19 protein-coding genes and 1 pseudogene are annotated in these 22212 nt (G+C 71.7%); 14 read left to right on the top strand and 6 right to left on the bottom strand.

The genetic code is table 11. The annotated features are described in order from the left end of the window. Positions 1–29: 29 nt before the first annotated feature. The 5 genes from KIS93_RS20125 to whiA all read left to right on the top strand — a co-directional run bounded on the left by KIS93_RS20125 (position 30) and on the right by whiA (position 5563). The gene (locus KIS93_RS20125) at positions 30–479 is read left to right on the top strand and encodes a Rieske (2Fe-2S) protein (protein WP_230466009.1); all 450 of its coding nucleotides are present in this window, start codon (positions 30–32) and stop codon (positions 477–479) included. A gap of 99 nt (positions 480–578) precedes the next feature. Further along, positions 579–2537: an excinuclease ABC subunit UvrC gene (gene uvrC, locus KIS93_RS20120; protein ID WP_080037061.1), complete on the top strand. Its 1959-nt coding sequence runs from the start codon at positions 579–581 to the stop codon at positions 2535–2537. Positions 2538–2592: 55 nt separating this feature from the next. Next, on the top strand, positions 2593–3459 hold the full coding sequence (gene rapZ, locus KIS93_RS20115; protein WP_080037062.1) for an RNase adapter RapZ: 867 nt from the start codon (positions 2593–2595) through the stop codon (positions 3457–3459). Positions 3460–3647: 188 nt separating this feature from the next. After that, entirely contained in the window at positions 3648–4511 is an 864-nt protein-coding gene (locus tag KIS93_RS20110) for a gluconeogenesis factor YvcK family protein (protein WP_230466449.1), read from the top strand. A 71-nt stretch (positions 4512–4582) separates the two neighbouring features. Next, on the top strand, positions 4583–5563 hold the full coding sequence (gene whiA, locus KIS93_RS20105; protein WP_026214667.1) for a DNA-binding protein WhiA: 981 nt from the start codon (positions 4583–4585) through the stop codon (positions 5561–5563). A gap of 319 nt (positions 5564–5882) precedes the next feature. Here whiA and KIS93_RS20100 read toward each other — a convergent pair whose 3' ends face one another. After that, positions 5883–6518 carry a hypothetical protein gene (locus KIS93_RS20100; RefSeq protein WP_080037063.1) on the bottom strand — a complete coding sequence of 212 codons (636 nt, stop codon included), beginning with the start codon at positions 6516–6518 and terminating at the stop codon, positions 5883–5885. A gap of 184 nt (positions 6519–6702) precedes the next feature. Here KIS93_RS20100 and gap point away from each other — a divergent pair, with 184 nt between their 5' ends. From gap to KIS93_RS20075, 5 genes are all read left to right on the top strand, one after another. After that, positions 6703–7707 (top strand): type I glyceraldehyde-3-phosphate dehydrogenase, encoded by a 1005-nt coding sequence (gene gap, locus KIS93_RS20095; protein WP_080037064.1) that lies wholly within the window; start codon positions 6703–6705, stop codon positions 7705–7707. Between the two features lie 26 nt (positions 7708–7733). Next, positions 7734–8921, top strand: coding sequence for a phosphoglycerate kinase (locus KIS93_RS20090; protein WP_281261974.1), 1188 nt, complete (start codon positions 7734–7736; stop codon positions 8919–8921). A gap of 2 nt (positions 8922–8923) precedes the next feature. Then, a complete protein-coding gene (gene tpiA / locus KIS93_RS20085; RefSeq protein ID WP_080037066.1) occupies positions 8924–9706 on the top strand; it encodes a triose-phosphate isomerase in 783 nt (260 codons plus the stop codon). A 99-nt stretch (positions 9707–9805) separates the two neighbouring features. Continuing rightward, positions 9806–10036, top strand: coding sequence for a preprotein translocase subunit SecG (gene secG / locus KIS93_RS20080; RefSeq protein WP_080037067.1), 231 nt, complete (start codon positions 9806–9808; stop codon positions 10034–10036). Between the two features lie 73 nt (positions 10037–10109). Further along, positions 10110–10454, top strand: coding sequence for an RNA polymerase-binding protein RbpA (locus KIS93_RS20075; RefSeq protein ID WP_080037068.1), 345 nt, complete (start codon positions 10110–10112; stop codon positions 10452–10454). A 63-nt stretch (positions 10455–10517) separates the two neighbouring features. Here KIS93_RS20075 and KIS93_RS20070 read toward each other — a convergent pair whose 3' ends face one another. Next, positions 10518–12119 (bottom strand): amidohydrolase, encoded by a 1602-nt coding sequence (locus tag KIS93_RS20070; RefSeq protein ID WP_080037069.1) that lies wholly within the window; start codon positions 12117–12119, stop codon positions 10518–10520. 16 nt (positions 12120–12135) lie between these two features. After that, positions 12136–13512: an NAD(P)/FAD-dependent oxidoreductase gene (locus KIS93_RS20065; protein ID WP_080037070.1), complete on the bottom strand. Its 1377-nt coding sequence runs from the start codon at positions 13510–13512 to the stop codon at positions 12136–12138. A 108-nt stretch (positions 13513–13620) separates the two neighbouring features. Between KIS93_RS20065 and KIS93_RS20060 the strand changes: the two genes are divergently transcribed. After that, positions 13621–14646 carry a GNAT family N-acetyltransferase gene (locus KIS93_RS20060; protein WP_080046517.1) on the top strand — a complete coding sequence of 342 codons (1026 nt, stop codon included), beginning with the start codon at positions 13621–13623 and terminating at the stop codon, positions 14644–14646. 146 nt (positions 14647–14792) lie between these two features. On the opposite strand, the pseudogene KIS93_RS20055 reads toward KIS93_RS20060, so the two are convergent. Further along, a pseudogene (locus KIS93_RS20055) lies at positions 14793–15245 on the bottom strand (Clp protease N-terminal domain-containing protein); the annotation flags it as partial. A gap of 73 nt (positions 15246–15318) precedes the next feature. Between KIS93_RS20055 and KIS93_RS20050 the strand changes: the two are divergent. Further along, on the top strand, positions 15319–16092 hold the full coding sequence (locus KIS93_RS20050; protein WP_080037072.1) for a hypothetical protein: 774 nt from the start codon (positions 15319–15321) through the stop codon (positions 16090–16092). Between the two features lie 9 nt (positions 16093–16101). Here the strand turns inward: KIS93_RS20050 and KIS93_RS20045 are convergent, their stop codons facing one another. Together KIS93_RS20045 and KIS93_RS20040 are read right to left on the bottom strand one after the other, a co-directional pair. Next, positions 16102–17340 carry a glycosyltransferase gene (locus KIS93_RS20045; RefSeq protein WP_230466010.1) on the bottom strand — a complete coding sequence of 413 codons (1239 nt, stop codon included), beginning with the start codon at positions 17338–17340 and terminating at the stop codon, positions 16102–16104. A gap of 65 nt (positions 17341–17405) precedes the next feature. Next, complete coding sequence (locus KIS93_RS20040; RefSeq protein WP_186404352.1) at positions 17406–17975, bottom strand: RICIN domain-containing protein; 570 nt, start codon at positions 17973–17975, stop codon at positions 17406–17408. Positions 17976–18432: 457 nt separating this feature from the next. Here KIS93_RS20040 and KIS93_RS20035 point away from each other — a divergent pair, with 457 nt between their 5' ends. Then, complete coding sequence (locus KIS93_RS20035; RefSeq protein ID WP_080037073.1) at positions 18433–20715, top strand: hypothetical protein; 2283 nt, start codon at positions 18433–18435, stop codon at positions 20713–20715. Next, a complete protein-coding gene (locus tag KIS93_RS20030) occupies positions 20715–22184 on the top strand; it encodes a glycosyltransferase (RefSeq protein ID WP_080037074.1) in 1470 nt (489 codons plus the stop codon). The genes KIS93_RS20035 and KIS93_RS20030 overlap by 1 nt, the downstream gene beginning before the upstream one ends. Positions 22185–22212: the final 28 nt, after the last annotated feature.

Here is a 22212-nt window from a genome sequence, read left to right as displayed (position 1 = left end):
TGGCAGATGACCTTCAGAGTCGCAGGGCGGTGTTCGCAAGCGTCGGAGCGGGTGGCCTGGCGCTCGCGCTCACCGCGTGCAGCGGCGGCACCGACACCGCGACGACCGCGGCACCCACCGCCGGATCCGGCGCGGAATCCAGCGCGCCGCAGTCGGGCGCGAGCACGTCAGCGTCCAGCGCACCGCAGGCAGGCGGCGCGCTGGCCAAGACCGCCGACATCCCCGTCGGCGGAGGCACGGTCTTCAAGGACCAGAAGGTCGTGGTGACGCAGCCGACGGCCGGGGAGTTCAAGGCGTTCAGCGCGATCTGCACGCACAAGGGCTGCCCGGTCGGCAGCGTCGAGGGCGACGCGATCGTGTGCCCGTGCCACAACAGCAAGTTCGCCATCACCGACGGCTCCGTCACGGCCGGACCGGCCGAGAAGCCGCTGGCCGCCCAGCAGATCAAGGTGGAGAACGACCAGATCATGCTGGCCTAGCCGGGGTGCGCCCGCCGTACGGTCGCGAAGAGTACGGCGGGCGACCTTGTCGGTAGGGGCTACTAGGCTGATTGCGTGGCGAGATCAGCGGCTAGCACCTTGAGCTTCCGGCCGAAGCCGGGCTCCATCCCCGAGTCCCCCGGGGTCTACCGGTTCAGGGACGCGCACGGCAGGGTGATCTACGTCGGCAAGGCCAAGAGCCTGCGTCAGCGGCTCAATTCCTACTTCGCCGACTTCTCCGCCCTGCACCCGCGCACCCAGACGATGCTGACCACCGCCGCCGACGTCGACTGGACGGTCGTCGGCACCGAGGTGGAGGCGCTGCAGCTCGAATACTCCTGGATCAAGGAGTTCGACCCCCGCTTCAACGTCAAGTACCGCGACGACAAGTCCTACCCTTACCTCGCAGTGACGATGGGCGACGACTTCCCGCGCGTGCAGGTCATGCGCGGAGCCAAGCGCAAGGGCACCCGTTACTTCGGGCCCTACTCCCACGCCTGGGCCATCCGCGAGACCGTCGACCTGCTGCTGCGGGTCTTCCCGGTGCGCACGTGCAGCAGCGGGGTGTTCAAGCGGGCCGGGCAGATCGGCCGGCCGTGCCTGCTCGGCTACATCGACAAGTGCTCGGCCCCCTGCGTCGGCCGGGTCACCCCCGACGAGCACCGCGCGCTGGCCGAGGACTTCTGCGACTTCATGGCGGGCAACACCGGCCGCTTCATCAAGCGGCTGGAGAAGGAGATGCGCGAGGCCGCCGCCGAGCAGGAGTACGAGCGGGCGGCCCGGCTGCGCGACGACATCCAGGCGTTGCAGCGGGCGCTGGAGAAGCAGGCCGTGGTGCTCGGCGAGGGCACCGACGCCGACGTGATCGCGCTGGCGGAAGACCCGCTCGAAGCCGCCGTCCAGGTCTTCTACGTGCGCGGCGGGCGCATCCGCGGCCAGCGCGGCTGGGTGGTCGACAAGGTCGAGGAGAGCTCGCCCGGCGAGCTGGTCGAGCAGTTCCTGCTGCAGATGTACGCCGAGGCGAGCCCCGACGCGATGCCGCGCGAGGTGCTGGTGCCCGCGCTGCCGCCCGACCACGAGGCCGTCGCCGAGCTGCTCACCGAGCAGCGGCGCGCCCGCGTCGAGGTACGCGTGCCGCAGCGCGGCGACAAGCGCTCCCTCATGGAGACCGTCGAGCGCAACGCCAAGGAGTCGCTGGCCCAGCACAAGATCCGCCGGGCGAGCGACCTGACCACCCGCAGCAAGGCGCTGCAGGAGATCGCCGACGCGCTCGGCCTCGACCAGGCGCCGCTGCGCATCGAGTGCTACGACGTCTCCCACCTCCAGGGCGAGAACGTCGTGGCTTCCATGGTGGTCTTCGAGGACGGCCTGGCGCGCAAGAGCGAATACCGCCGCTTCGCCGTCAAGACCAAGGAGGGCGACGTCGCCTCGATCCACGAGGTGATCATGCGCCGGTTCCGCCGCTACCTGGAGGAACGCTCCGCGACCGGCGAGCTGGCCGCCGACCAGGGCGGCACCGCCGAGGACGCCGCGGAGGACGCCGCGGAGGGCGCCGTGGAAGGCGAGGGCGCGCACGGCCCGATCGACCCCGAGACGGGCCGGCCGCGCAAGTTCGCCTACCCGCCCAACCTGCTCGTCGTCGACGGCGCCGGCCCGCAGGCCGCCGCCGCGCAGCGGGCGCTCGACGAGCTCGGCATCGACGACGTGTCGGTGTGCGGGCTGGCCAAGCGGCTGGAGGAGGTGTGGCTGCCCGGCGACGACCAGCCGGTGATCATGCCTCGTTCAAGTGAGGGTCTCTACCTCCTGCAACGGGTCCGAGACGAAGCACACAGGTTCGCCATCACCTACCATCGTTCCAAGAGGTCCAAGACGGTGAAGGAGAGCGCGCTCGACGGCGTGCCCGGCCTCGGGCCGGCGCGCAGGCAGGCGCTGCTCAAGCACTTCGGCTCCGTGAAGAAGCTACGCGAGGCCACTGCCGCCGAAATCTGCGAGGTTCCCGGCATCGGCCCGTCCATCGCCGAGGTCATCGTGTCGACGCTGAAGGGAGAGTCACCTTGATCTCGTCAGGATGCCAAGGTGGTCAAAGTCCGAGTGGAAGTACCTGGGTGGGGCGATGAGCACCGAGCCGGCGTTCGTCATCGTCACCGGCATGTCCGGGGCGGGGCGCAGCACCGCCGCCAAGGCGCTTGAGGACCTGGGCTGGTTCGTCATCGACAACCTGCCGCCCGGGCTGCTGTTCGCGATGGCGGAGGAGGCGGGCAAGGTCAAGCTGGCCGCCGACAAGGTCGCCGCCGTCGTCGACGTGCGCAGCCTCGCCTTCACCACCGACCTCAACGCCGCCATCGAGGAGCTCGAGGGGCGCGGCGTGCGCGTGCGCGTGGTGTTCCTGGAGGCCAGTGACGAGGAGCTGGTGCGCAGGTTCGAGAACGTGCGCAGGCCCCACCCGCTGCAGGGCGAGGGCCGGCTCGTCGACGGGATCACCCGCGAGCGGGGCATCCTGCGTGAGGTGCGCGCCAACGCCGACCTCGTCATCGACACCTCCACCCACAACGTCCACGACCTGCGCAACAAGATCGTCGCCTACTTCGGCGGCGAGGACCGGCCCGGGCTGCGGCTCAACGTCGTGTCCTTCGGGTTCAAGTACGGCCTGCCGGTCGACGCCGACCTCGTGGTCGACTGCCGGTTCCTGCCCAACCCGCACTGGGTGCCCGAGCTGCGGCCGATGAACGGGCTCGACCCGGCGGTCAGCGACTACGTGCTCGGGCAGCCGGGGGCCAAGGAGTTCCTCGACGCGTACGAGGAGGTGCTGCAGGTCGTCGCCGCCGGATACGCGCGCGAGGGCAAGAGCTACGCGACGCTGGCGGTCGGCTGCACGGGCGGCAAGCACCGCAGCGTGGCCATGGCCGAGCAGGTGGCCGCCCGGCTGCGCGACCGCGGCATGGAAGTACAGGTGAGCCACCGGGATGTGGGGCGGGAGTGACCGATGAAAGCCTCGAAGCTGCTCCGCCGCGTCCGGTGGAGAGCCGTTCGGAAGACGTGCCGCCTCCCGTAGGGGGCGGCGATGCACTGAAGGCCGCGGAGGCGCGGTGCGCCGGGCCCGGGTACGGGCCGTCGGTCGTGGCGCTGGGCGGCGGGCACGGGCTCTACGCGTCCCTGTCGGCATTACGGATGGTCACCGACCGGTTGACCGCCGTGGTCACGGTCGCCGACGACGGCGGCTCCAGCGGGCGCCTGCGCCGCGAGCTCGGCGTGCTGCCGCCCGGCGACCTGCGCATGGCGCTGGCCGCGCTGTGCGGCGACGACGAGTGGGGCAGCACCTGGAGCGAGGTCGTCCAGCACCGCTTCCGCAGCGAGGGCGACCTGCACGGTCATGCCGTGGGCAACCTCCTCATCGTCGCCCTGTGGGAGCTGCTCGGCGACCCCGTGGCGGGGCTCGACTGGGTCGGCCGGCTGCTGGGCGCGCACGGCCGGGTGCTGCCGATGGCGTCGGTGCCGCTCGACATCGTCGCCGAGGTGGAGCTCGACGGCGTCATCTCGACCATCCGCGGGCAGGTGGCGTGCGCGCTGACGCCCGGCCGGGTGCAGGCGATCTCGCTCGTGCCCGAAGACCCGCCCGCGCGGCCCGAGGCGGTCGCGGCGGTGCTGGAGGCCGACTGGCTCGTGTTCGGGCCCGGATCGTGGTTCACCAGCGTGCTGCCGCACCTGAAGGTGCCCGAGCTGGCCAGGGCGCTGCACACGACCAGGGCCAGGCGGCTCGTCACGCTCAACCTCGCCCCGCAGCCGGGCGAGACCGACGACTTCTCCCCCCAGCAGCACCTGGAAGTGCTCCGGCAGCACGCCCCCGACATGTCGATCGACGTCGTGCTCGCCGACACCGGGGTCGTGGACGACCCCGACGCGCTGGACAAGGCCGCCGCCGCGCTCGGCGCCCGGCTCGTCATGGCCGACGTCGCCGCCGCGGACGGCTCGCCGAGGCATGACCCACGACGTCTTGCCTCCGTCCTGGACGAGATTTTCCTCTCGAAGCGTTGATCCTGGTCGGCGTGGCGCGAAGGTGCGAGAGACTCGAAGGAGCCGGTCTGAATGGGGGAGAGGACTAACGCATGGCGATGACAGGTGTGGTGAAAGACGAGCTGAGCCGTCTGCCGGTGCTCAAGCCGTGCTGCCGGAAGGCGGAGGTCTCGACGTTGCTGCGGTTCGCCAGCGGCCTGCACCTGGTGGGCGGGCGCATCGTGATCGAGGCGGAGCTCGACACCAACGCCACCGCACGGCGGCTGATCAAGGACATCGGAGAGGTGTTCGGCCACAAGGCGGAGGTGCTCGTGCTCGCGCCCGCCGGGCTGCGCAAGGGCTCCCGCTACGTGGTGCGCGTCTACCGCGACGGTGAGGCGCTGGCCCGGCAGACGGGCCTGATCGACAACCACGGCCGCCCGGTGCGCGGCCTGCCCCGCCAGGTGGTCGCGGGGGCGGCCTGCGACGCCGAGGCGGCCTGGCGCGGCGCCTTCCTGGCGCACGGCTCGCTCACCGAGCCGGGCCGCTCCATGTCGCTGGAGGTCACCTGTCCGGGGCCGGAGGCGGCACTCGCGCTGGTGGGCTCGGCGCGGCGGCTGAAGATCCACGCCAAGGCGCGCGAGGTGCGCGGCGTCGACCGCGTCGTGGTGCGCGACGGCGACGCGATCAGCGCGCTGCTCACCCGGCTCGGCGCGCACGACAGCGTGCTGGCCTGGGAGGAGCGGCGGATGCGCCGCGAGGTGCGCGCCACCGCCAACCGGCTGGCCAACTTCGACGACGCGAACCTGCGCCGCTCGGCCCGGGCCGCGGTGGCGGCGGGGGCGCGGGTGCAGCGGGCGCTGGAGATCCTGGGCGACGAGGCGCCGGAGCACCTGGTGGTCGCGGGGCGGCTGCGGGTGGAGCACAAGCAGGCGTCGCTGGAGGAGCTGGGGCAGATCGCCGACCCGCCGCTGACCAAGGACGCCATCGCGGGGCGCATCCGGCGGCTGCTCGCCATGGCCGACAAGCGGGCGTCCGACCTGGGCATCCCCAACACCGAGGCCAACCTCACCGTAGACATGCTCGCCCCGTAGGGGGTTGGTGGACTTGTCTCTTTTACGGCAAGGCCACCCAAGGCCCGCCCGCCGCACGTGGCCGGGGTCTGTCCAGGGAGACGCTCCTCCGGTGGAGGTGGCGGGCCGCCGTGACGCGCGCAACGTGGGCCGTGGTCGTGGTCACCCGGCCCCGTGTGGCGCTGAGCCGAGGCGGTGGCCGATCGCGTGGCGCGGCCCGCACGTGGGTGGGGCAGGGCCGAGCGAGCATGCCTGGACAGGTCGAGTAGGCGCGGGTGTGCTGAGCTGAGCGGCCCGCCGGCGTGGTGCGGTGGTGAGGGCGGCGTGGGCGGGGTGTGCGTCAGTCGCGGGCCGGGTTGCGGGGGGTGAAGAGGTCGGCGGTCGGCTTGGGGGTGGGCTGCTGGGCGGGCTCGAACGGGGCCCGGTACTCCGGCTCCGCCTCCTGCCCGGGCTCCTGTGCGGCCTCCTGAGCGCGTTGTGCGCGGCGTACGCGGGCGACCCGGAGGGTGACCAGGGCGAAGGCGGCCACGGCCGCCACGGCGATGCACAGCCAGGCCGCCCACGTCTGCGTCAGCGTGCCCCGGTACAGCGACAGCGCGTCGCCGAGGCCGGCGTTGAGGTTGTCCAGGGTGACGTCCCCGAGTCCGGCCGGGCGGCCGGGGGCGCGCAGGGCGGCGCCGTCCATGACGGCCTTGCCGGTGACCTGGCCGGCCGCCACCGCGCCGCCTGCGTACAGGGCGGCGAAGGGGAGCAGGGCGAGGCTGCGCGGGCGGACGGCGCCGATGGCGAGCGCCACCACGACGGCGATCAGCAGCGACAGCGCGAGCGAGACGGGCAGCCCGCCCCCGAAGGACATGACGGCGCTCGGCAGGCGCTGCTGGAAGAGGATGGCCGCCCCCAGGCCGGCCGCGCAGAGGAGTGCGGCGAGCAGGCCCGTGACGAGCCCGGAGAGTAGGCCGGACCGCTTATGTGACATCTCAGCCCCCAGAGAATGCACGAATTTACTCCGACGAGTCGGGCACTTTACTCGAACCTCGCAAAACGTGTCGCCAGAACGGTGATTCGCACGGCGGGACCTGCAGTGGTCTAAACCAATTTGGGTCCGATAAGGTTCGTGGTTGAGGTTTCAGCCCGCCATCTGTTCGAGGAGATCGGTTCCCGTGAGCATCCGCGTAGGCGTCAACGGCTTCGGCCGCATCGGTCGCAACTTCTGGCGCGCTGTCGCCGCCAGCGGCAAGGACATCGAGATCGTCGCGGTCAACGACCTGACCGACACCGCGACGCTCGCGCACCTGCTGAAGTACGACAGCATTCTGGGCCGCCTGCCCTACGAGGTGAAGGCGTCGAGCGACGAGATCACCGTCGACGGCAAAGCGATCAAGGTCTTCGCGGAGCGCGACCCGGGCAAGCTGCCCTGGGGCGACCTCGGCGTCGACATCGTGCTGGAGTCCACGGGCCTGTTCACCGACGCCGCCAAGGCGAAGGTGCACGCCGACAACGGTGCGAAGAAGGTCATCATCTCCGCCCCGGCGAAGAACGAGGACGTCACCGTCGTCATCGGCGTCAACGAGAACACCTACGACCCGGCCAAGCACACGATCATCTCCAACGCGTCCTGCACCACCAACTGCCTGGCGCCCCTGGCCAAGGTCCTGCACGACACCTTCACCGTCGAGAAGGGCCTGATGACCACGATCCACGCGTACACGCAGGACCAGAACCTCCAGGACGGCCCGCACAAGGACCTGCGCCGCGCCCGCGCCGCCGCCCTCAACGTGGTGCCCACCTCCACCGGCGCCGCCAAGGCCATCGGCCTGGTCCTGCCCGAGCTCAAGGGCAAGCTCGACGGCTTCGCCATGCGCGTGCCGATCCCCACCGGCTCGGCCACCGACCTCACCGTCGAGGTCGGCCGCGAGGTCACCGTCGAAGAGGTCAACGCCGCGTACAAGGCGGCCGCCGAGGGCCCGCTCAAGGGCATCCTCACCTACACCGAGGACGAGATCGTCTCCTCCGACATCGTGACCGACCCCGCGTCCTGCATCTTCGACGCCGGGCTCACCAAGGTCATCGGCAACCAGGTCAAGGTCGTCGGCTGGTACGACAACGAGTGGGGCTACTCCAACCGGATCGCCGACCTGATCGAGCTCGTGGGCCGCGGCCTCTGAGCGCACGGCTGAACGGGAGCATGAGCATGCGCACGCTCGACGATCTCGACGTGAAGGGGCGGCGCGTGCTCGTGCGCGCCGACCTCAACGTCCCCCTCGACGGGGAGACGATCACCGACGACGGCCGCATCCGCGCGTCGGTGCCGACCATCAAGACCCTGGTGGAGCGCGGCGCGCAGGTCGTCGTCTGCGCCCACCTGGGCCGGCCCAAGGGCCAGGTCAACCCGAAGTACTCGCTCAAGCCCGTCGCCACGCGCCTGGGCGAGCTGCTCGGCCAGGACGTCGCCTTCGCCACCGACGTGGTCGGCGACAGCGCGGTGCGCACGGTCGAGGCCCTCCAGGACGGCCAGGTGGCCCTGCTGGAGAACCTGCGGTACGAGCCGGGCGAGGAGTCGAAGGACGACGCCGTGCGCGGCGAGTTCGCCGCGAAGCTGGCCGGGCTGGCCGAGTTGTACGTCGGCGACGGCTTCGGCGCCGTGCACCGCAAGCACGCCAGCGTCTACGACGTGCCCAATCTGCTGCCGCACGCGGCGGGCGGGCTCGTCGTGGCCGAGGTCGAGGTGCTGCGGAAGCTGACCGAGGACACCGAGCGCCCCTACGTGGTCGTGCTGGGCGGCGCCAAGGTCTCCGACAAGCTCGGCGTCATCGCCAACCTGCTGACCAAGGTCGACCGGCTGCTCATCGGCGGCGGCATGGCCTACACGTTCCTCAAGGCCCAGGGCCACGAGGTCGGAAAGTCGCTGCTGCAGGAGGACCAGCTCGACCAGGTGCGCGGCTTCCTCGACGAGGCGGAGCAGCGCGGCGTGGAGCTGGTGCTGCCCGTGGACGTGCTCGCGGCGGTCACCTACGCCCCCGATGCCGAGCACGACGTGGTCGCGGCCACGGCCATCCCGGCCGAGCGGGAGGGCCTGGACATCGGCCCGAAGACGCGCGAGCTGTTCGCCGCCAAGCTGGCCGACGCCAAAACCGTCTTCTGGAACGGGCCCATGGGCGTGTTCGAGTTCGACGCGTTCTCCGGCGGCACCAAGGCCGTGGCCCAGGCGCTGATCGACGCCGACGCGTTCACCGTGGTGGGCGGCGGCGACTCGGCGGCCGCCGTGCGCAGGCTCGGCCTGCCCGAGGACGGTTTCTCGCACATCTCCACCGGTGGCGGGGCCAGCCTCGAATACCTTGAGGGCAAGACCCTTCCCGGACTCGCCGCTTTGGAGGACTGACGTTGGTGCAGCGAAAGCCGCTCATCGCCGGCAACTGGAAGATGAACCTCAACCACTTCGAGGCCATCAAGCTGGTCCAGAAGCTGGCCTTCGCACTCAACGACAAGGACTTCGACAAGGTCGAGGTCGCCGTCCTGCCCCCGTTCACCGACCTGCGCAGCGTCCAGACCCTGGTCGACGGCGACAAGCTCAGGATCGTCTACGGCGCCCAGGACCTGTCCCAGTACGACGCGGGCGCCTACACCGGTGAGGTGTCGGGCGCCATGCTGGCCAAGCTCGGATGCACGTACGTGACGATCGGGCACTCCGAGCGCCGCCAGTACCACGGCGAGGACGAGGACATCGTCAACGCCAAGGTGCAGGCGGCCTACCGGCACTCGCTGACTCCCATCCTGTGCGTGGGGGAGCCGCTGTCGGTGCGTCAAGAGGGCGGCCACATCGCGTACTGTCTCGCCCAACTCGACGGCGCGCTGCGCAAAATCGCCGCCGAGCAGGCAAAATCGATAGTGGTGGCCTACGAGCCGGTGTGGGCGATCGGCACCGGCGAGGTGGCCACCCCGGAGGACGCCCAGGAGGCGTGCGGAGCGTTGCGAATGAGACTCGCTGAGCTCTACGACACCGAAGTGGCCTCCGGGATCCGTATCCTTTACGGTGGCTCGGTCAAGTCAGGCAATATCAAGGGGATCATGGCTCAGGCGGATGTCGACGGCGCTCTCGTGGGCGGTGCCAGCATCGACGCCGACGAGTTCGCGAAGATCTGCCGATTCTCCGATATGCCGGGCTAACTGAGCCGTTCTGGGGGTGCGACTTGACATCAGGTCGTACCCTCAAGAGGCAAGTCTGAATCGTCACGCGTAACAGAGCATTGAAGGAACAGGCATACCGTGGAAATCGGAATCTCCATCGCCCTCATCCTGGCGAGCCTTCTCATGATCCTGCTCGTCCTGCTTCACAAGGGCAAGGGTGGTGGCCTGTCTGACATGTTCGGCGGCGGTTTCTCGTCGAACTTCGGTGGTTCCTCGGTGGTGGAGCGCAACCTCGACCGGCTGACCGTCATCACGGGCACGATCTGGTTCGTCTGCATCATCGCTCTCGGCCTGCTCATGAGGCCCTGAGCAACAAGTTAACGCGTGACAGTGATTCTCCCCCCGTGTCCGTACGCGGGGCGATCGAGCGAGGAGTTCATCCGTGGGTAGTGGCAACGCGATCCGTGGCAGCCGAGTCGGCGCCGGCCCGATGGGGGAGGCCGAGCGCGGCGAGGCGGCTCCGAGAGTGCGGGTCTCGTTCTGGTGCGCCAACATGCACGAGACGCGCCCCAGCTTCGCCAGTGACGCAGCGGTCCCCGAGCTGTGGGACTGCCCGCGTTGTGGCCTCCCTGCCGGACAGGACGAGTCGGCGCCGCCTGCCCCGCCGAAGAACGAGCCGTACAAGACGCACCTGGCCTACGTGAAGGAGCGCCGGAGCGACAAGGACGGCAAGGCGATCCTGGAGGAGGCACTGGAGCGCCTGCGCAACAACAAGTCCCCCTGGTAGTTCTCAGGCGGTAGAGACGAGGAAGGGGCCCCGGGATTCGTGCCCGGGGCCCCTTCTTTGTGTCTAGGCCCGTTCGTGGACCGGCTCGCCGTCCACGAACGTCATCCTGACCTGGGTGGTCCAGATGTCGCCCGGCGGCAGCTCGAACGGGTCGCGGTCCAGCACCACGAGGTCGGCCGGGCGGCCCGGCTCGATGACGCCCGCGGGCGAGCGGTTGATCCAGGCCGACCCCGCCGTGTACGCGGTCATCGCCGTGGCCAGGTCGATGCGCTGGCCGGGCAGGAACGGCGTCTGCGCCGTCGGGTAGCCGGCGTGCACCGAGCCGCCCGGCTCCGTGCGGTTGACGGCCACGTGCATGCCCTGCAGCGGGTCGGCGTTCGAGACCGGCCAGTCGCTGCCCGCACAGAACCGGGTGCCGTGCGCCAGCAGGTCCGCGAACGGGTACTGCCAGGACGAGCGCGGCTCCCCGAGGTAGGGCAGGGTCAGCTCGTCCATCTGGGCGTGGTGCGTGGCCCACAGCGGCTGCAGGTTGGCCGTGACGCCCAGCGCGGCGAAGCGCGGCACGTCGGACGGCTCGATGATCTGCAGGTGGGCGATGTGGTGCCGGTTGGCCGGGTCCGTGCCCTCCAGGCTGTCGAGCGCCTCGCGCACCGCCCGTTCGCCGATGGCGTGGAAGTGCACCTGGAAGCCGTGCCGGTCCAGCTCGGCGACGTACTCCCTGAGCTTGGCGGGATCGACGTACGACAGGCCCGTGCCCCCGCACAGGCAGTACGGCTCCAGCGTCGCGGCGGTGAAGTTCTCCGTGATGCCGTCCTGCATGATCTTCACGGAGGTGGCTCTGAACCGGTCGAGCCCTTCGGCGGCGGCCCGGCGCGCCAGCAGGTCCTCGATCTGCTCGGCGCCCCGCGTGCGGTCCCACCACAGGGCGCCCACCACGCGGGCCCGCAGCCGCCCTGAGCGGGCCGCGGCCAGGTAGGTGGGGAGCTGGTCGTCGGAGCCCGCGTAGGAGCCCACGATGGCGTCCTGCCAGCCGGTGATGCCCAGCGAGAACAGGTGCCGCTGCGCGTCCGCCAGCGCGTCCTCCATGTCCTGGGGGGTCGGGCGGGGGGTGAGCAGGCCGACGAGGTCCATGGCGCCCTCGTGCAGGACGCCGGTGGGCTCGCCTGCGGCGTCGCGCTCGATGCGGCCGTCGGCCGGGTCGGGCGTGTCGCGGGTGATGCCGGCGCGGGCGAGCGCGGCGGCGTTGACCCAGGCGGCGTGGTGGTCGCGCTGGATCAGGTAGACGGGACGGTCGAGGAAGGCGAGCTGGTCGCGGTGGGGCAGCCCACCCGGGAATGCCGACATGTCCCAGCCGCCGCCATCAATCCACTCTTTATCGGGATTTCTCGTGGCATAGTCGTTGATCTTTTCTATGTACGCGTCAAGGCCGAATACCTCCGACAAATCGCACTTGGCGCGTTCGAGTCCGGCCTGGACCGGATGCAGGTGCGCGTCCGTGAAACCGGGCGTCAGCAGGCCGCCGCCGAGATCCACCGTCTCGTGCGGCTCCCGCGCCAGCTCCTTCTCGGGCCCGACGGCGGCGATCACGCCGTCGCGCACCAGCACGGCGGCGGCGCGCACGCCCTGCGGCGTGAAGACGCGCCCGCCGCGGAAAAGCAGGTCCATGGGGGGTGTATCCCTTCTAGTGTCCCGTGATCAGGTCGGCGAAGCGGGCCAGCACCGAGGTGCGCGGCATCGTCCGCTCCCGGTGGTCGGCCGCCCGGTACAGGCGGTACATCGTGTGCACGCCCAGCCACCGCAGCGGCTCCGGCTCCCACGAGCGCACCCGGCGGCCCACCCACGGCAGCGAGGTCAGCTCCGTCTCCTCGCCCAGTATCAGGTCACGCAGCGTGCGGCCGGCCAGGTTGGTGGTGGTCACGCCGTGCCCCGTGTAGCCGCCGGCCCAGCCGAGGCCGGTGGCCCGGTCCACGTGCACGGCCGAGCACCAGTCGCGCGGCACGCCCAGCACGCCGGACCACGCGTGCGCGATCGAGGAGGAGCGGGCGGCGGGGAAGAACTCGGTCAGCAGCCGCCACAGCGCCTCCACGGTCCACTCGTGGGTGTGGCCGCGGGCGTCCACGCGCGAGCCGTACAGGTAGGGGCGGCCGCGCCCGCCGAAGGCGATGCGGTCGTCGGCGGTGCGCTGGGCGTACATGTAGTAGTGGGCCATGTCGCCGAGCAGCTCGGCGCCCTGCCAGCCGACCTCGTCCCAGAACGCGGCGGGCAGGGGCTCGGTGACGATCATGGAGCTGTTCATGGGGAGCCACTGCCGGCGCAGGTGCGGCAGGCGGGCCGTGAAGCCCTCCGTCGCGCGGATCACGTGCCCGGCCGTCACCGTCCCGTACGGTGTGACGGCGCGGTGCGGGGCGATCTCGGTGACCGGGGTGCGCTCGTAGATGGGCACGCCCAGGTCGCGCACCGCCCTGGCCAGGCCCTGGGCCAGCTTGGCCGGCTGGATGCGCGCACAGTGGGGGCTCCAGGACGCCTCCAGGGCCCCGGCGACGCGTACGTGGTCCGCGGGGTCCACCAGGCGCAGATCGGCCTCCTCGATGCCCCAGGAGCGGGCCGAGGACACACTCTCGCGCAGCCGGGCGGCCTGGGCGGGGGTGCGGGCCACGTTGAGCACGCCGCCCTTGACCAGGTCGCAGTCGATGGACTCCCGCTCGCAGACCGCGATGACCTCGTCGATGCTGGCGTACATCTCGCGCTGCAGCCGCCGCGCCCCCGCGCCGTAACGCTCGTGCGAGCCCGCCAGGTCGCCGGTCAGCCAGCCGCCGTTGCGCCCCGACGCGCCGAACCCGGCGAACTCCTGCTCCAGCACCACCACGCTCAAGGACGGGCGGGCGCGCTTGAGGTAGTACGCGGTCCACAGGCCCGTGTAGCCGGCGCCCACGACGGCCACGTCGGCCTGGAGGTCGCCGTCGAGGCGGGGGCCGGGGGCGGGCAGGCCGGCGGACCGGTACCAGAAGGAGACGTCGCCGTTCACGTACCCGGACGACAAAGGAACACGCACGCTCATGGCGACATATCCTCCTATATCAGGATAAGTCGGCGCATCATGCGACGAAATACGCAATGAAACACGTCGTTAGCGGCCGTGTAACAGCCGCCGGGCATGCTCGGACGCATGGGATTCTTGCGCATCCGGACCACGGTGGACGAACGACCCGGCCGGCTGGCCTCCCTGGCCGCGGCCCTGGCCCACAGGGGCGGCAACATCCTCGGCCTGAGCGTGCAGACCGACACAGAAGGGACCGTCGACGAGTTCGTCGCCGACATCCCCGCGACCCCCGACACCGTACGGGAGGCACTCGAAGCGGCGGGGGGCCGTAACGTCACGGTCGTCCCCGCCACCGCGCACGAGCTGACCGACGAGCCCACCAGGGTCCTGCTGCTGGCCTCCCGGCTGCGCACGATGCCCTGGCGCCTGCCCGAGCTGCTGGCCGAGCTGCTGCGCGCGGACGACGCCCGCTGGGTCTATGGTGAGGCCGTGAGTGATCTTCCCGACCCGACGCTGCTCGTCGTTCCGGTCGCGCCGCGCCGGGCGGTCCGGCTGCGCCGCGCCGAGCTGCCGTTCACGCTGACCGAGGCGGCCAGGGCGGCCTCCTTCGCCCGGCTCGCCCAGCCCGCCCCCGAGGAGAGCGGCGCCGCCGACCGGGCGGTCAAGCTCGCCGACGGCGTCGAGGTCACCGTGCGGCCGCTCACCTCGATCTACCGCGAGGCCGTGCGCGACCTGCACGACCGGTGCTCCCCGGAGTCGCGCAGGTTCCGCTACTTCACCTCGATGCCGGCGCTGCCGCCGCGCGTGTTCGACCAGCTCTGCGACAGGAACAGGGGGCAGTCGCTGGTCGCCGGGCACGACGGGCAGGTCGTCGGCATGGCCAACCTCATGTTCACGAACGATCCCGGCACCGCCGAGATGGCCTTCCTGGTCGAGGACCGCTGGCAGGGGCGCGGTCTGGGCACGGCGATGGCCAGAATGCTCGTGCGGGCCGCCCGCGACCTCGGGTACGCCGAGGTCAGGGCGACGATGCTGGCCGACAACGTACGCATGCGGCGGCTGCTGCTCTCGCTGGGCGCCACGCTCGGCTACACCGAGGACCCGGGCGTCATCGAGGCCCGGCTGCCGGTCGGCGCGATGGTCTCAGCCTAGGGCCTCGTCCTCGCCGCCTTCGTCCTCCGCCTGGGCCGTGGGGGCTCGTCGCGCTGGATGCCCAGGTGGCGTTCGATGCGGTCGAGGCTCTCCTGGATCTGGGTGAGCCGCTCGCTCAGCATGGAGCCGCCGGAGAAGAACATCTCGGCCGGGCGCTCCTTGGAGCCGCGGCTCACCCGGTCCAGCACGCGCTGGCGCAGGTCGGGCAGGTCCGCCCCCGCGTCCACGAGCGCCTGGGCGGCCAGGCCCTCGCCCTCCCTGATCAGGCCGAGCAGGATGTGCTCGGTGCCGATGTAGTTGTGCCGCAGCTGCAGCGCCTCACGCAGCGACAGCTCCAGGACCTTCTTGGCACGCGGCGTGAACGGGATGTGCCCGCCGGGAGACTTGGCGCCCTGGCCGACCTCCCGCTCGATGAAGGCGCGTACGTGGTCGTACTCCACGCCGCCGCCCTCGAGCACCAGCGCGGCCAGGCCCTCGCCCTCACGGATGAGGCTGAGCAATATGTGCTCCGTGCCGATGTAGTTGTGGCTCATCGTCCGCGCCTCCTCCTGGGCGAGGACGATGACCCTGCGCGCACGGTCGGTGAAGCGTTCGAACACCGGGGGCCTCCGTTCGGCTGGGGCTGCCTCCACTATGCGCTAGGAAAGCGCGCATGTGGGGTATTTGTCCTGTGTGGATCTTGACGAGGTGGCGGACCGGCTCTACGCCCTGCCGCCGTCCGACTTCACCGCCGCGCGCACGGCCGAGGCCCGCGCCGCCAAGCAGGCAGGCGACGCGCGGCTCTCGCGCGAGATCGCGCGCCTGCGCAAGCCGACCGTGTCCGCCTGGGCGGTCAACCGGCTCGCCCGCGAGCATCCCGCCGAGCTGGCCGAGCTGCTCGACGTGGGCGAACGGCTGCGCGCCGCGTGGCAGGAGCAGGACCCCGAGGCGCTGGCCGAGCTGACCCAGCGGCGGGGCGAGGTGACCGAGAAGGTGGGGCGGCTCGCCCGGCAGGATGCCGAGCTGTCACCGGCGGCCGGCACGGAGGTGGACCAGACGCTGGACGCCGCGCTCGTGGACGACGGGGCGGCCGCGGAGGTGCGCCAGGGGCGGCTGGTCAAGCCGCTGCGCTACAGCGGCTTCGCGCCGGCCCCCGTGACGCGCGCGCCCGCCGTACGGAAGGGCAGGAGCGCCGAGGAGCGGGCCGGGGAGGAGGCGGAGCGGGCGCGGGCCCGCGAGGAGGCCGAGGCCAGGAAGGCGCGCGAGCGGCAGGAGGCGCAGGCCGCGCACCAGGAGTGGGTGCAGGCGCTGGAGGTGGCGCGGCGGGAGCACGAGGAGCGGGCGGAGAAGGTCGCCCGGCTGGAGAAGAAGCTCGGCAAGGCCCGCAGGAAGCTGGACGACGCCCGCCAGCGGCTGGAGGTGACCCAGCGGGAGGAACGCCGCGCCCGGCAACGGCTGGAACGCTGACCCGGGGCGTCAGAAGGGCGGGCGTGGCGGGGTGTCAGAAGGCGGGCGGTGGCGGACGGTCATGCGGCGGCGCGGGAGGGTGCGGCGGCGCAGCGCGAGACGGCGGCGGCGCGTCCACGACCGGGCCCGGGTCCTCTTGCTGCCCGCGATCCAGCGTGACAGCGCGAGCGGCCCGTACGCGGCCAGCACCGCGCCCACTTCGGCCGCCCGCCCGGCGGCCGAAGGCACGGCCAGGGCGGCGGCGGTCGTGAGGGCGTACACCATGGAGAAGCGGGCGGCGGAGCGGACGCGCACGGCGGCGCGCCGGAGCCGGGCGACCGTCCACCGGCGCGGGATCGCGCCGCTCACCAGGAAGGTCAGGGCGACGGCGCCGAGGTTCGTGGCGGCGGGGGACCAGGTCTCGCGCAGGCTCAGGTAGACCAGCGCGTACAGCGCGCAGGAGGCCACGTTGACGGTGGCGAACGACAGGAACGTGGCCTCGCGGAGCCGCGCCACGACCGCGTCGGGATGGCGGGGCGCCGGCTCGGGCCGCGCCACCTCCACGGCCGCGCGTCCCCTGCAGATCGACCAGGCGACCCTGGCCAGGCCCTTCAGGTCGTCCACGGCGGTCCTGACGACGCGGACGCGGGAGTCGGTGTCCTCGATCCAGTCGACGGGCACCTCGTGCACGCGCAGGCCGTTGTGCTCGGCGAGCAGCAGCAGCTCGGTGTCGAAGAACCACGAGTCGTCCTCGACCTTGCCCAGCAGCGGCCGGACCACGTCCGTCCTGGCCGCCTTGAAGCCGCACTGCGCGTCGCTGAACCGGACGCCGAAGCCGTGCCGCAGCAGCGCGTTGTAGCCGCGCGAGACGACCTCGCGGCGCAGCGAGCGGCGGGTGCGCGCGCCGGGCGCCAGGCGGGTGCCGATGGCGATCTCGGAGTGGCCGCTGGCGACCGAGGCGACCAGCGGGAACAGGGCGTCGAGGTCGGTGGACAGATCCACGTCCATGTAGGCGACGATGTCGGCCGAGCTGTCCTGCCAGGCGGCCCGCAGCGCCGCGCCCCGGCCGCGGATCTCCAGCCGGCGCGCGTGCACCCGCTCCAGCTCCCCGGACAGCGCGGCGGCGACCCGCCAGGTGCCGTCGGTGCTGCCGTTGTCGACGATGGTGATCCGCCACGGCAGCGGGAAGCCGCCGAGGTAGGCGGCCAGCGTCCGGACGCAGCCGGGCAGCGCGCGCTCCTCGTTGAGCACGGGGATGACGATGTCCACGCTGGCCAGGGCGGCCGCAGGCGCCGCGTCTCGCGCCTGCGGCCGCCGGCGGGCCGGCGCGTTGCTCACATGCCGGGCCACGGCCGGGCGGGCACGACGTAGAAGCGCTGGTTGGCGACGCCGTGGCAGCTCCACTGGACGATGGGCACGCCGTCGTTCAGGTGGCCCTCGCGCACGTCGAGGCACTTGCCGGCGGCGGTGTGGACGACGACCCGGCCCCGGCTGGCCGGCTCGAGGTGGAAGCGCTGGTTCGGGTTGCCGTGGCAGCGGAACTGGATGAGCGGCGCGCGGTCCTCGGTGCTGGCGTTCATGACGTCGAGGCACTTGCCGCTGAACGTCTGGATCGCCACGGAGCCGTCGGGCAGGTGGCGCAGTCTGAAGCGCTGGTGCGCCTTGTTGTCGCAGCCGTACTGGACGATCGGGGCGCGGTCGTCGGTGCTGGCGCCGGAGACGTCGAAGCACTTGTCGGCGTGGGTCTGGATCTCCACGACGTCGCCGCCGTACCAGGGGCCTGTGTCCGCGCCGGCGGGCGGGGCGGTGAACGTGGTGAGGGCGATCGCCGTGATGGCGCAACTCGCGGCGCCCGCGAGGGCGCGAGCGCCACGAGTGCTTCGAGCAGTGGTGCACAACCTCATAGTGGGTCCTTTTTTGTGAGGAATGCCGGTTGACGCCCGGCGACGTGAACATCGCGAATATCGCGCAGTCATGCTAACTGTGCCCCTCGCGAAAACGCCGGATGCGCACGCGTTGTATTCGTGGGTGTGTCCGGCGACGTTCCGTATAAAGCGGACATTTATCGACGTGTGCGGTCGATATGACTCTTTGCCAGGCTTTGAGGAGCCGTGTCGAGGGCCTGAGCTGCGGCAACAGTGATAATCGGTGTCGGGTCGGACGCGACGGGAAAATCTCCTGACCCGTGCAATCCGGCGACCCGTGGCCTTATCGCATCGCAATGGTGGAGAGACATGACTTGTACGGGTGCGCGCGTTCTGCGATTCGGTGAGGCGGCGAACGTGTGCGTTGATTTCCGAGATTTCCGTACGGTGTCCGGCGCCGGCGCCGTGCCGGGTCAGTGAAGGCGGTGACCGACGCATGCCGTCCCAGGAGCATCCGCCCGGCCTGAACCCGATGGGCAAGGACGACTCGGTCGCCGTCGTCTTCCCCGCGCGTCCCCGTCCCGACGACCTCGAACACGAAGTGGAGGCCCTGCTCGCCACCCTCGCCGAAGCGGGCCTGGAGCACCGCATCGTCATCGTCGGCGAGCCGCGCGGCGCCCCCGGCGCCCTCGACGCGCTCGCCTCGCGCTACCCCGACCGGGTGCTCACCGTGCGGCACGCGGGCCGGCCGGGCTCGGCGGAGGCCGAGCGGGCCGGCGTCCTGGCCGCGCTGGAGTGGACCGACATGCGCAAGCTCGTGCTGGTCGGCCCCGGCGACCGGATCGACGCCGCCGACCTGCCGGTGCTGCTGCGCGTCCAGCGCGAGGAACGGGCCGACGCGGTCGTCGGCACGCCCGAGCGGGGCCGCTCACGCTCCCGCCGCACCACCGTCCTGTCCTGGGCCGCGTGGGACCGTCTGCTGCCGCGCGGGCGCGCCCGCGGCTCCGCCTGCTCCTACCGGCTGCTCGACCGGTGGCTGCTGGAGGAGGCGTGGGGACGCGGCGGGGCGGCCGGGCCCTTGCCGATGGGCGGGCTCTCGGAAGGAGCGCTGGACGTGGCCGGGCGGCGGGACGTCCGGATCGTCGAGCTGCCGCTCTCGCGCCGCGGCGGGCACGGCCGCCCCCCGGTGCCGAGGGCCGTCTCGCGCTCCCGGGCGGGCCTCGGTCTCGGCACGAGACGCCCGGCCTGGCGGATGCCGCGCGACCGGGTGCTCGCCCTGGTGACCGTGGCGAGCGTGGTGCTGTCGATCCTCGCCTGCCTGTACCACGTCGGCCTGGGCTCCGTGCTCGCCTACAACGACAGCGGCTCGCACCTGCTCATCGCCCGCCGGGTGATCGACAGCCCGACCCCCGGCCTGGCCCAGCTCGGAGGCGTGTGGCCGCCGCTGCCGCACCTGCTGGCCCTGCCCGTCATCTGGCACGACGCGTTGTTCTACTCGGGGCTGGCCGGCTCGCTGATCTCCATGGTCTCGTACGTGGTGACCGTGCGGTACGCGTACCTGATCGCCGCCGGCATGGCGGGCACCGATCGCGCGCGCCGCGTGGCGGCCGGGCTCGCCGCGGCCGGGCTGTTCGCGCTCAACCCCAACGTGCTCTACCTGCAGAGCACCCCGATGACCGAGCTGCTGCTGTTCGCGTGCATCGCCGCGGCGGTGCACCACCTGGCGCAGTGGTGCCGCACCGGGCGCTACACGCAGCTCTCGCTCGCCTCGGCGGCCACGCTGCTCGCCACGCTGACCCGCTACGAGGGCTGGGTGCTGGCCGTGGCCATGACGGTCGTGGTGGCGTACGTGTCGGTGCGGCGCTGGCGGGGGCTCGCCCGGCTGGAGGCGCACCTGATCTTCTTCGGGTTCGTGGCCTTCGCCGGGATCATCGGCTGGGTCGCCTGGAGCTGGGTGATCTTCGGCGACTGGCTGTACTGGCACTCCGGCGAGTACGCCAAGCCGGCCCTGTGGGTCTCGCCCGACGACCCGAACATCGGCGCCCTGGGCGTCGCCTGGAGCACCTACGCCCACGCCCTGGTGCACGGCCTCGGCCTCGTCACCCCCCTCGCGGGCGCGGCGGGGGCGATCGCGTACGGCTGGCGGCGGCGGCTCCACGTCGAGGCCGTCGCCCCGTACACGCTGCTGATCTTCGTGCCGTTCTTCGTCCTCGCCCTGTACCTGGGACAGCGCCCCCTGCACGTGCCCGAGGTGCACGGCAGCTTCTACAACGTGCGCTTCGCCCTGGTGATGGCCCTGGGCGCGGCCGTCTTCGCCGGATACCTGGTGTCGCTGGCCCCGCTGCGCGCCCGCTGGGCCTGGACCGCCGCGACCGCCGCCATGGTCGCCACCGTCGTGGCGGTGCCCGGCACCGCAACCCTCGCCGAGCCGATGAACTGGCACGCCGGCCGCGACGAACGCGCCGTCACCAAGGCCGTCGCCTGGTGGCGGCAGCACTACGACGGCGGGCTCGTGCTCATGGAGAACCACGGCAACGAGATCGCCGTGTTCGACTCCCGCATCCCGCTCGACCGCATCGTCTACGAGGGCAGCTTCCGCCTGTGGGACCGGGCGCTGCGCGATCCCGCCGGCCGCGGGATCGGGTGGATCTACGCGCGTACCCTGCCCGGGCGGGAGGACAAGATCTGGCGGGCGCTTCACGACCGGCCCGAGCTGACACACGACTTCACGCTCGTCTACCGCGACGCCGTGCAGCACATCTATCGGAGGCGAGTGTGATGAGCACACCTCAACGCGCCCATCGCACCCCCGGCGCCCTTGATGAGGAGCTGAGCGCCCGGCGGCTGCTCAGCCGCGGGCAGGCCGTCTGCGCCCTCCTGGTGCCCGCCGTCATCGTCGCCGCCCTGGCCGCGCACCTGGCGTTCGGATGGGGGCCCTCGCCGCTGTGGTGGTGCCAGGCCGCCGTCGCGCTGGCCACCGCCGTCTACCTCGCCGTGCTCGTCTTCAAGACCGCCGTCGTCCTGGGCGCCTGGGAGGCCGCGGTCATCGACCTGGACGAGGCGGACCTGCACCGCCTGCCCCACGAGGCGCTGCCCGCCTACACCGTGCTGGTGCCGCTCCACCGCGAGGCGGCGGTGCTGCCGGCCCTGCTGGAACGCCTGGCCGGCCTCGACTACCCGGCCGCGTCCCTGCAGATCCTGCTGCTCGTCGAGGAGGACGACGAGGAGACCCGCGCGGCGCTGCCCGAGCTGGACGCCCCGTTCGAGGTCGTGCTCATCCCGCCGTCCACGCCGCGTACCAAGCCGAAGGCGTGCAACATCGGCCTCGCGCGGGCGCGCGGCGAGTTCGTCGTCGTCTACGACGCCGAGGACCGGCCCGAGCCGCGCCAGCTCCGCAAGGCCGTGCTCGCCTTCAGGGCGCTGCCGGGCCGGGTCGTGTGCGTCCAGGCCGAGCTGCAGTACTGGAACCCGTGGACCAACTGGCTGACCCGCTGCTTCGCCGCCGAGTACGCCGGCCACTTCAGCCTCATGCTGCGCGGGCTCGACCGCTACCGGCTGCCGATCCCGCTGGGCGGCACCTCCAACCACTTCCGCACCGACGCGCTGCTCGCCCTGGGCGGCTGGGACCCGTACAACGTCACCGAGGACGCCGACCTCGGCATCCGCATCGCCCGGCGCGGCTGGGACGTGCGCATGATGGTCTCCGTCACCGAGGAGGAGGCCAACAGCCGCCTCGGCAACTGGATCCGCCAGCGCAGCCGCTGGATCAAGGGATACCTGCAGACGTGGCTCGTCCACACCCGGCACCCGCTGCGGCTGTGGCGCCAGCTCGGCACGAAGCGGACGCTCGCCTTCCACCTCACCATGGGCCTGTCCACGGTCACCACCCTGGCCAACCCGTTCTTCTGGGGGCTGACCCTGCTCTACCTGTGCACCGGCACCCGGTACGTGCAGGCGCTGTTCCCCCCGCTCTCGCTCTACTGCGGCGCCGCCGCCATGGTGATCGGCAACTCCCTGATGGTCTACTGCATGATGGCCGGCTGCCTCGAACGCGGCCTGTTCCCCGCGGTGCGGGCCATGCTGACCATCCCGCTGTACTGGGCTCTGATGAGCGTGGCCGCCTACAAGGCGCTGTACCAGCTCGCCCGGCCCGACCGCCGGCACTTCTGGGAGCTGACCGAGCACGGCCTCGTGGACGGCGGCACCGCCGCGGACGACGACGACGATCTTCAGCCCACGCTGCGGTGATGCTAGGGTCGGCGAAACGGTCCGGTAC

Source organism: [Actinomadura] parvosata subsp. kistnae (assembly GCF_900323885.1).
GTDB lineage: Bacteria > Actinomycetota > Actinomycetes > Streptosporangiales > Streptosporangiaceae > Nonomuraea > Nonomuraea composti.
Note: the sequence above shows the minus strand (reverse complement) of the source record. Positions and strands in the feature narration are given on the sequence as shown.

Coding starts and splice junctions, on each gene's coding strand:
- rapZ (WP_080037062.1), top strand. CDS start 2,593: ATGAGCACCGAGCCGGCGTTCGTCATCGTCACCGGCATGTCCGGGGCG.
- KIS93_RS20110 (WP_230466449.1), top strand. CDS start 3,648: ATGGTCACCGACCGGTTGACCGCCGTGGTCACGGTCGCCGACGACGGC.
- whiA (WP_026214667.1), top strand. CDS start 4,583: ATGGCGATGACAGGTGTGGTGAAAGACGAGCTGAGCCGTCTGCCGGTG.
- KIS93_RS20100 (WP_080037063.1), bottom strand. CDS start 6,518: ATGTCACATAAGCGGTCCGGCCTACTCTCCGGGCTCGTCACGGGCCTG.
- KIS93_RS20090 (WP_281261974.1), top strand. CDS start 7,734: ATGCGCACGCTCGACGATCTCGACGTGAAGGGGCGGCGCGTGCTCGTG.
- KIS93_RS20070 (WP_080037069.1), bottom strand. CDS start 12,119: ATGGACCTGCTTTTCCGCGGCGGGCGCGTCTTCACGCCGCAGGGCGTG.
- KIS93_RS20065 (WP_080037070.1), bottom strand. CDS start 13,512: ATGAGCGTGCGTGTTCCTTTGTCGTCCGGGTACGTGAACGGCGACGTC.
- KIS93_RS20060 (WP_080046517.1), top strand. CDS start 13,621: ATGGGATTCTTGCGCATCCGGACCACGGTGGACGAACGACCCGGCCGG.
- KIS93_RS20040 (WP_186404352.1), bottom strand. CDS start 17,975: ATGAGGTTGTGCACCACTGCTCGAAGCACTCGTGGCGCTCGCGCCCTC.
- KIS93_RS20035 (WP_080037073.1), top strand. CDS start 18,433: ATGCCGTCCCAGGAGCATCCGCCCGGCCTGAACCCGATGGGCAAGGAC.
- KIS93_RS20030 (WP_080037074.1), top strand. CDS start 20,715: ATGAGCACACCTCAACGCGCCCATCGCACCCCCGGCGCCCTTGATGAG.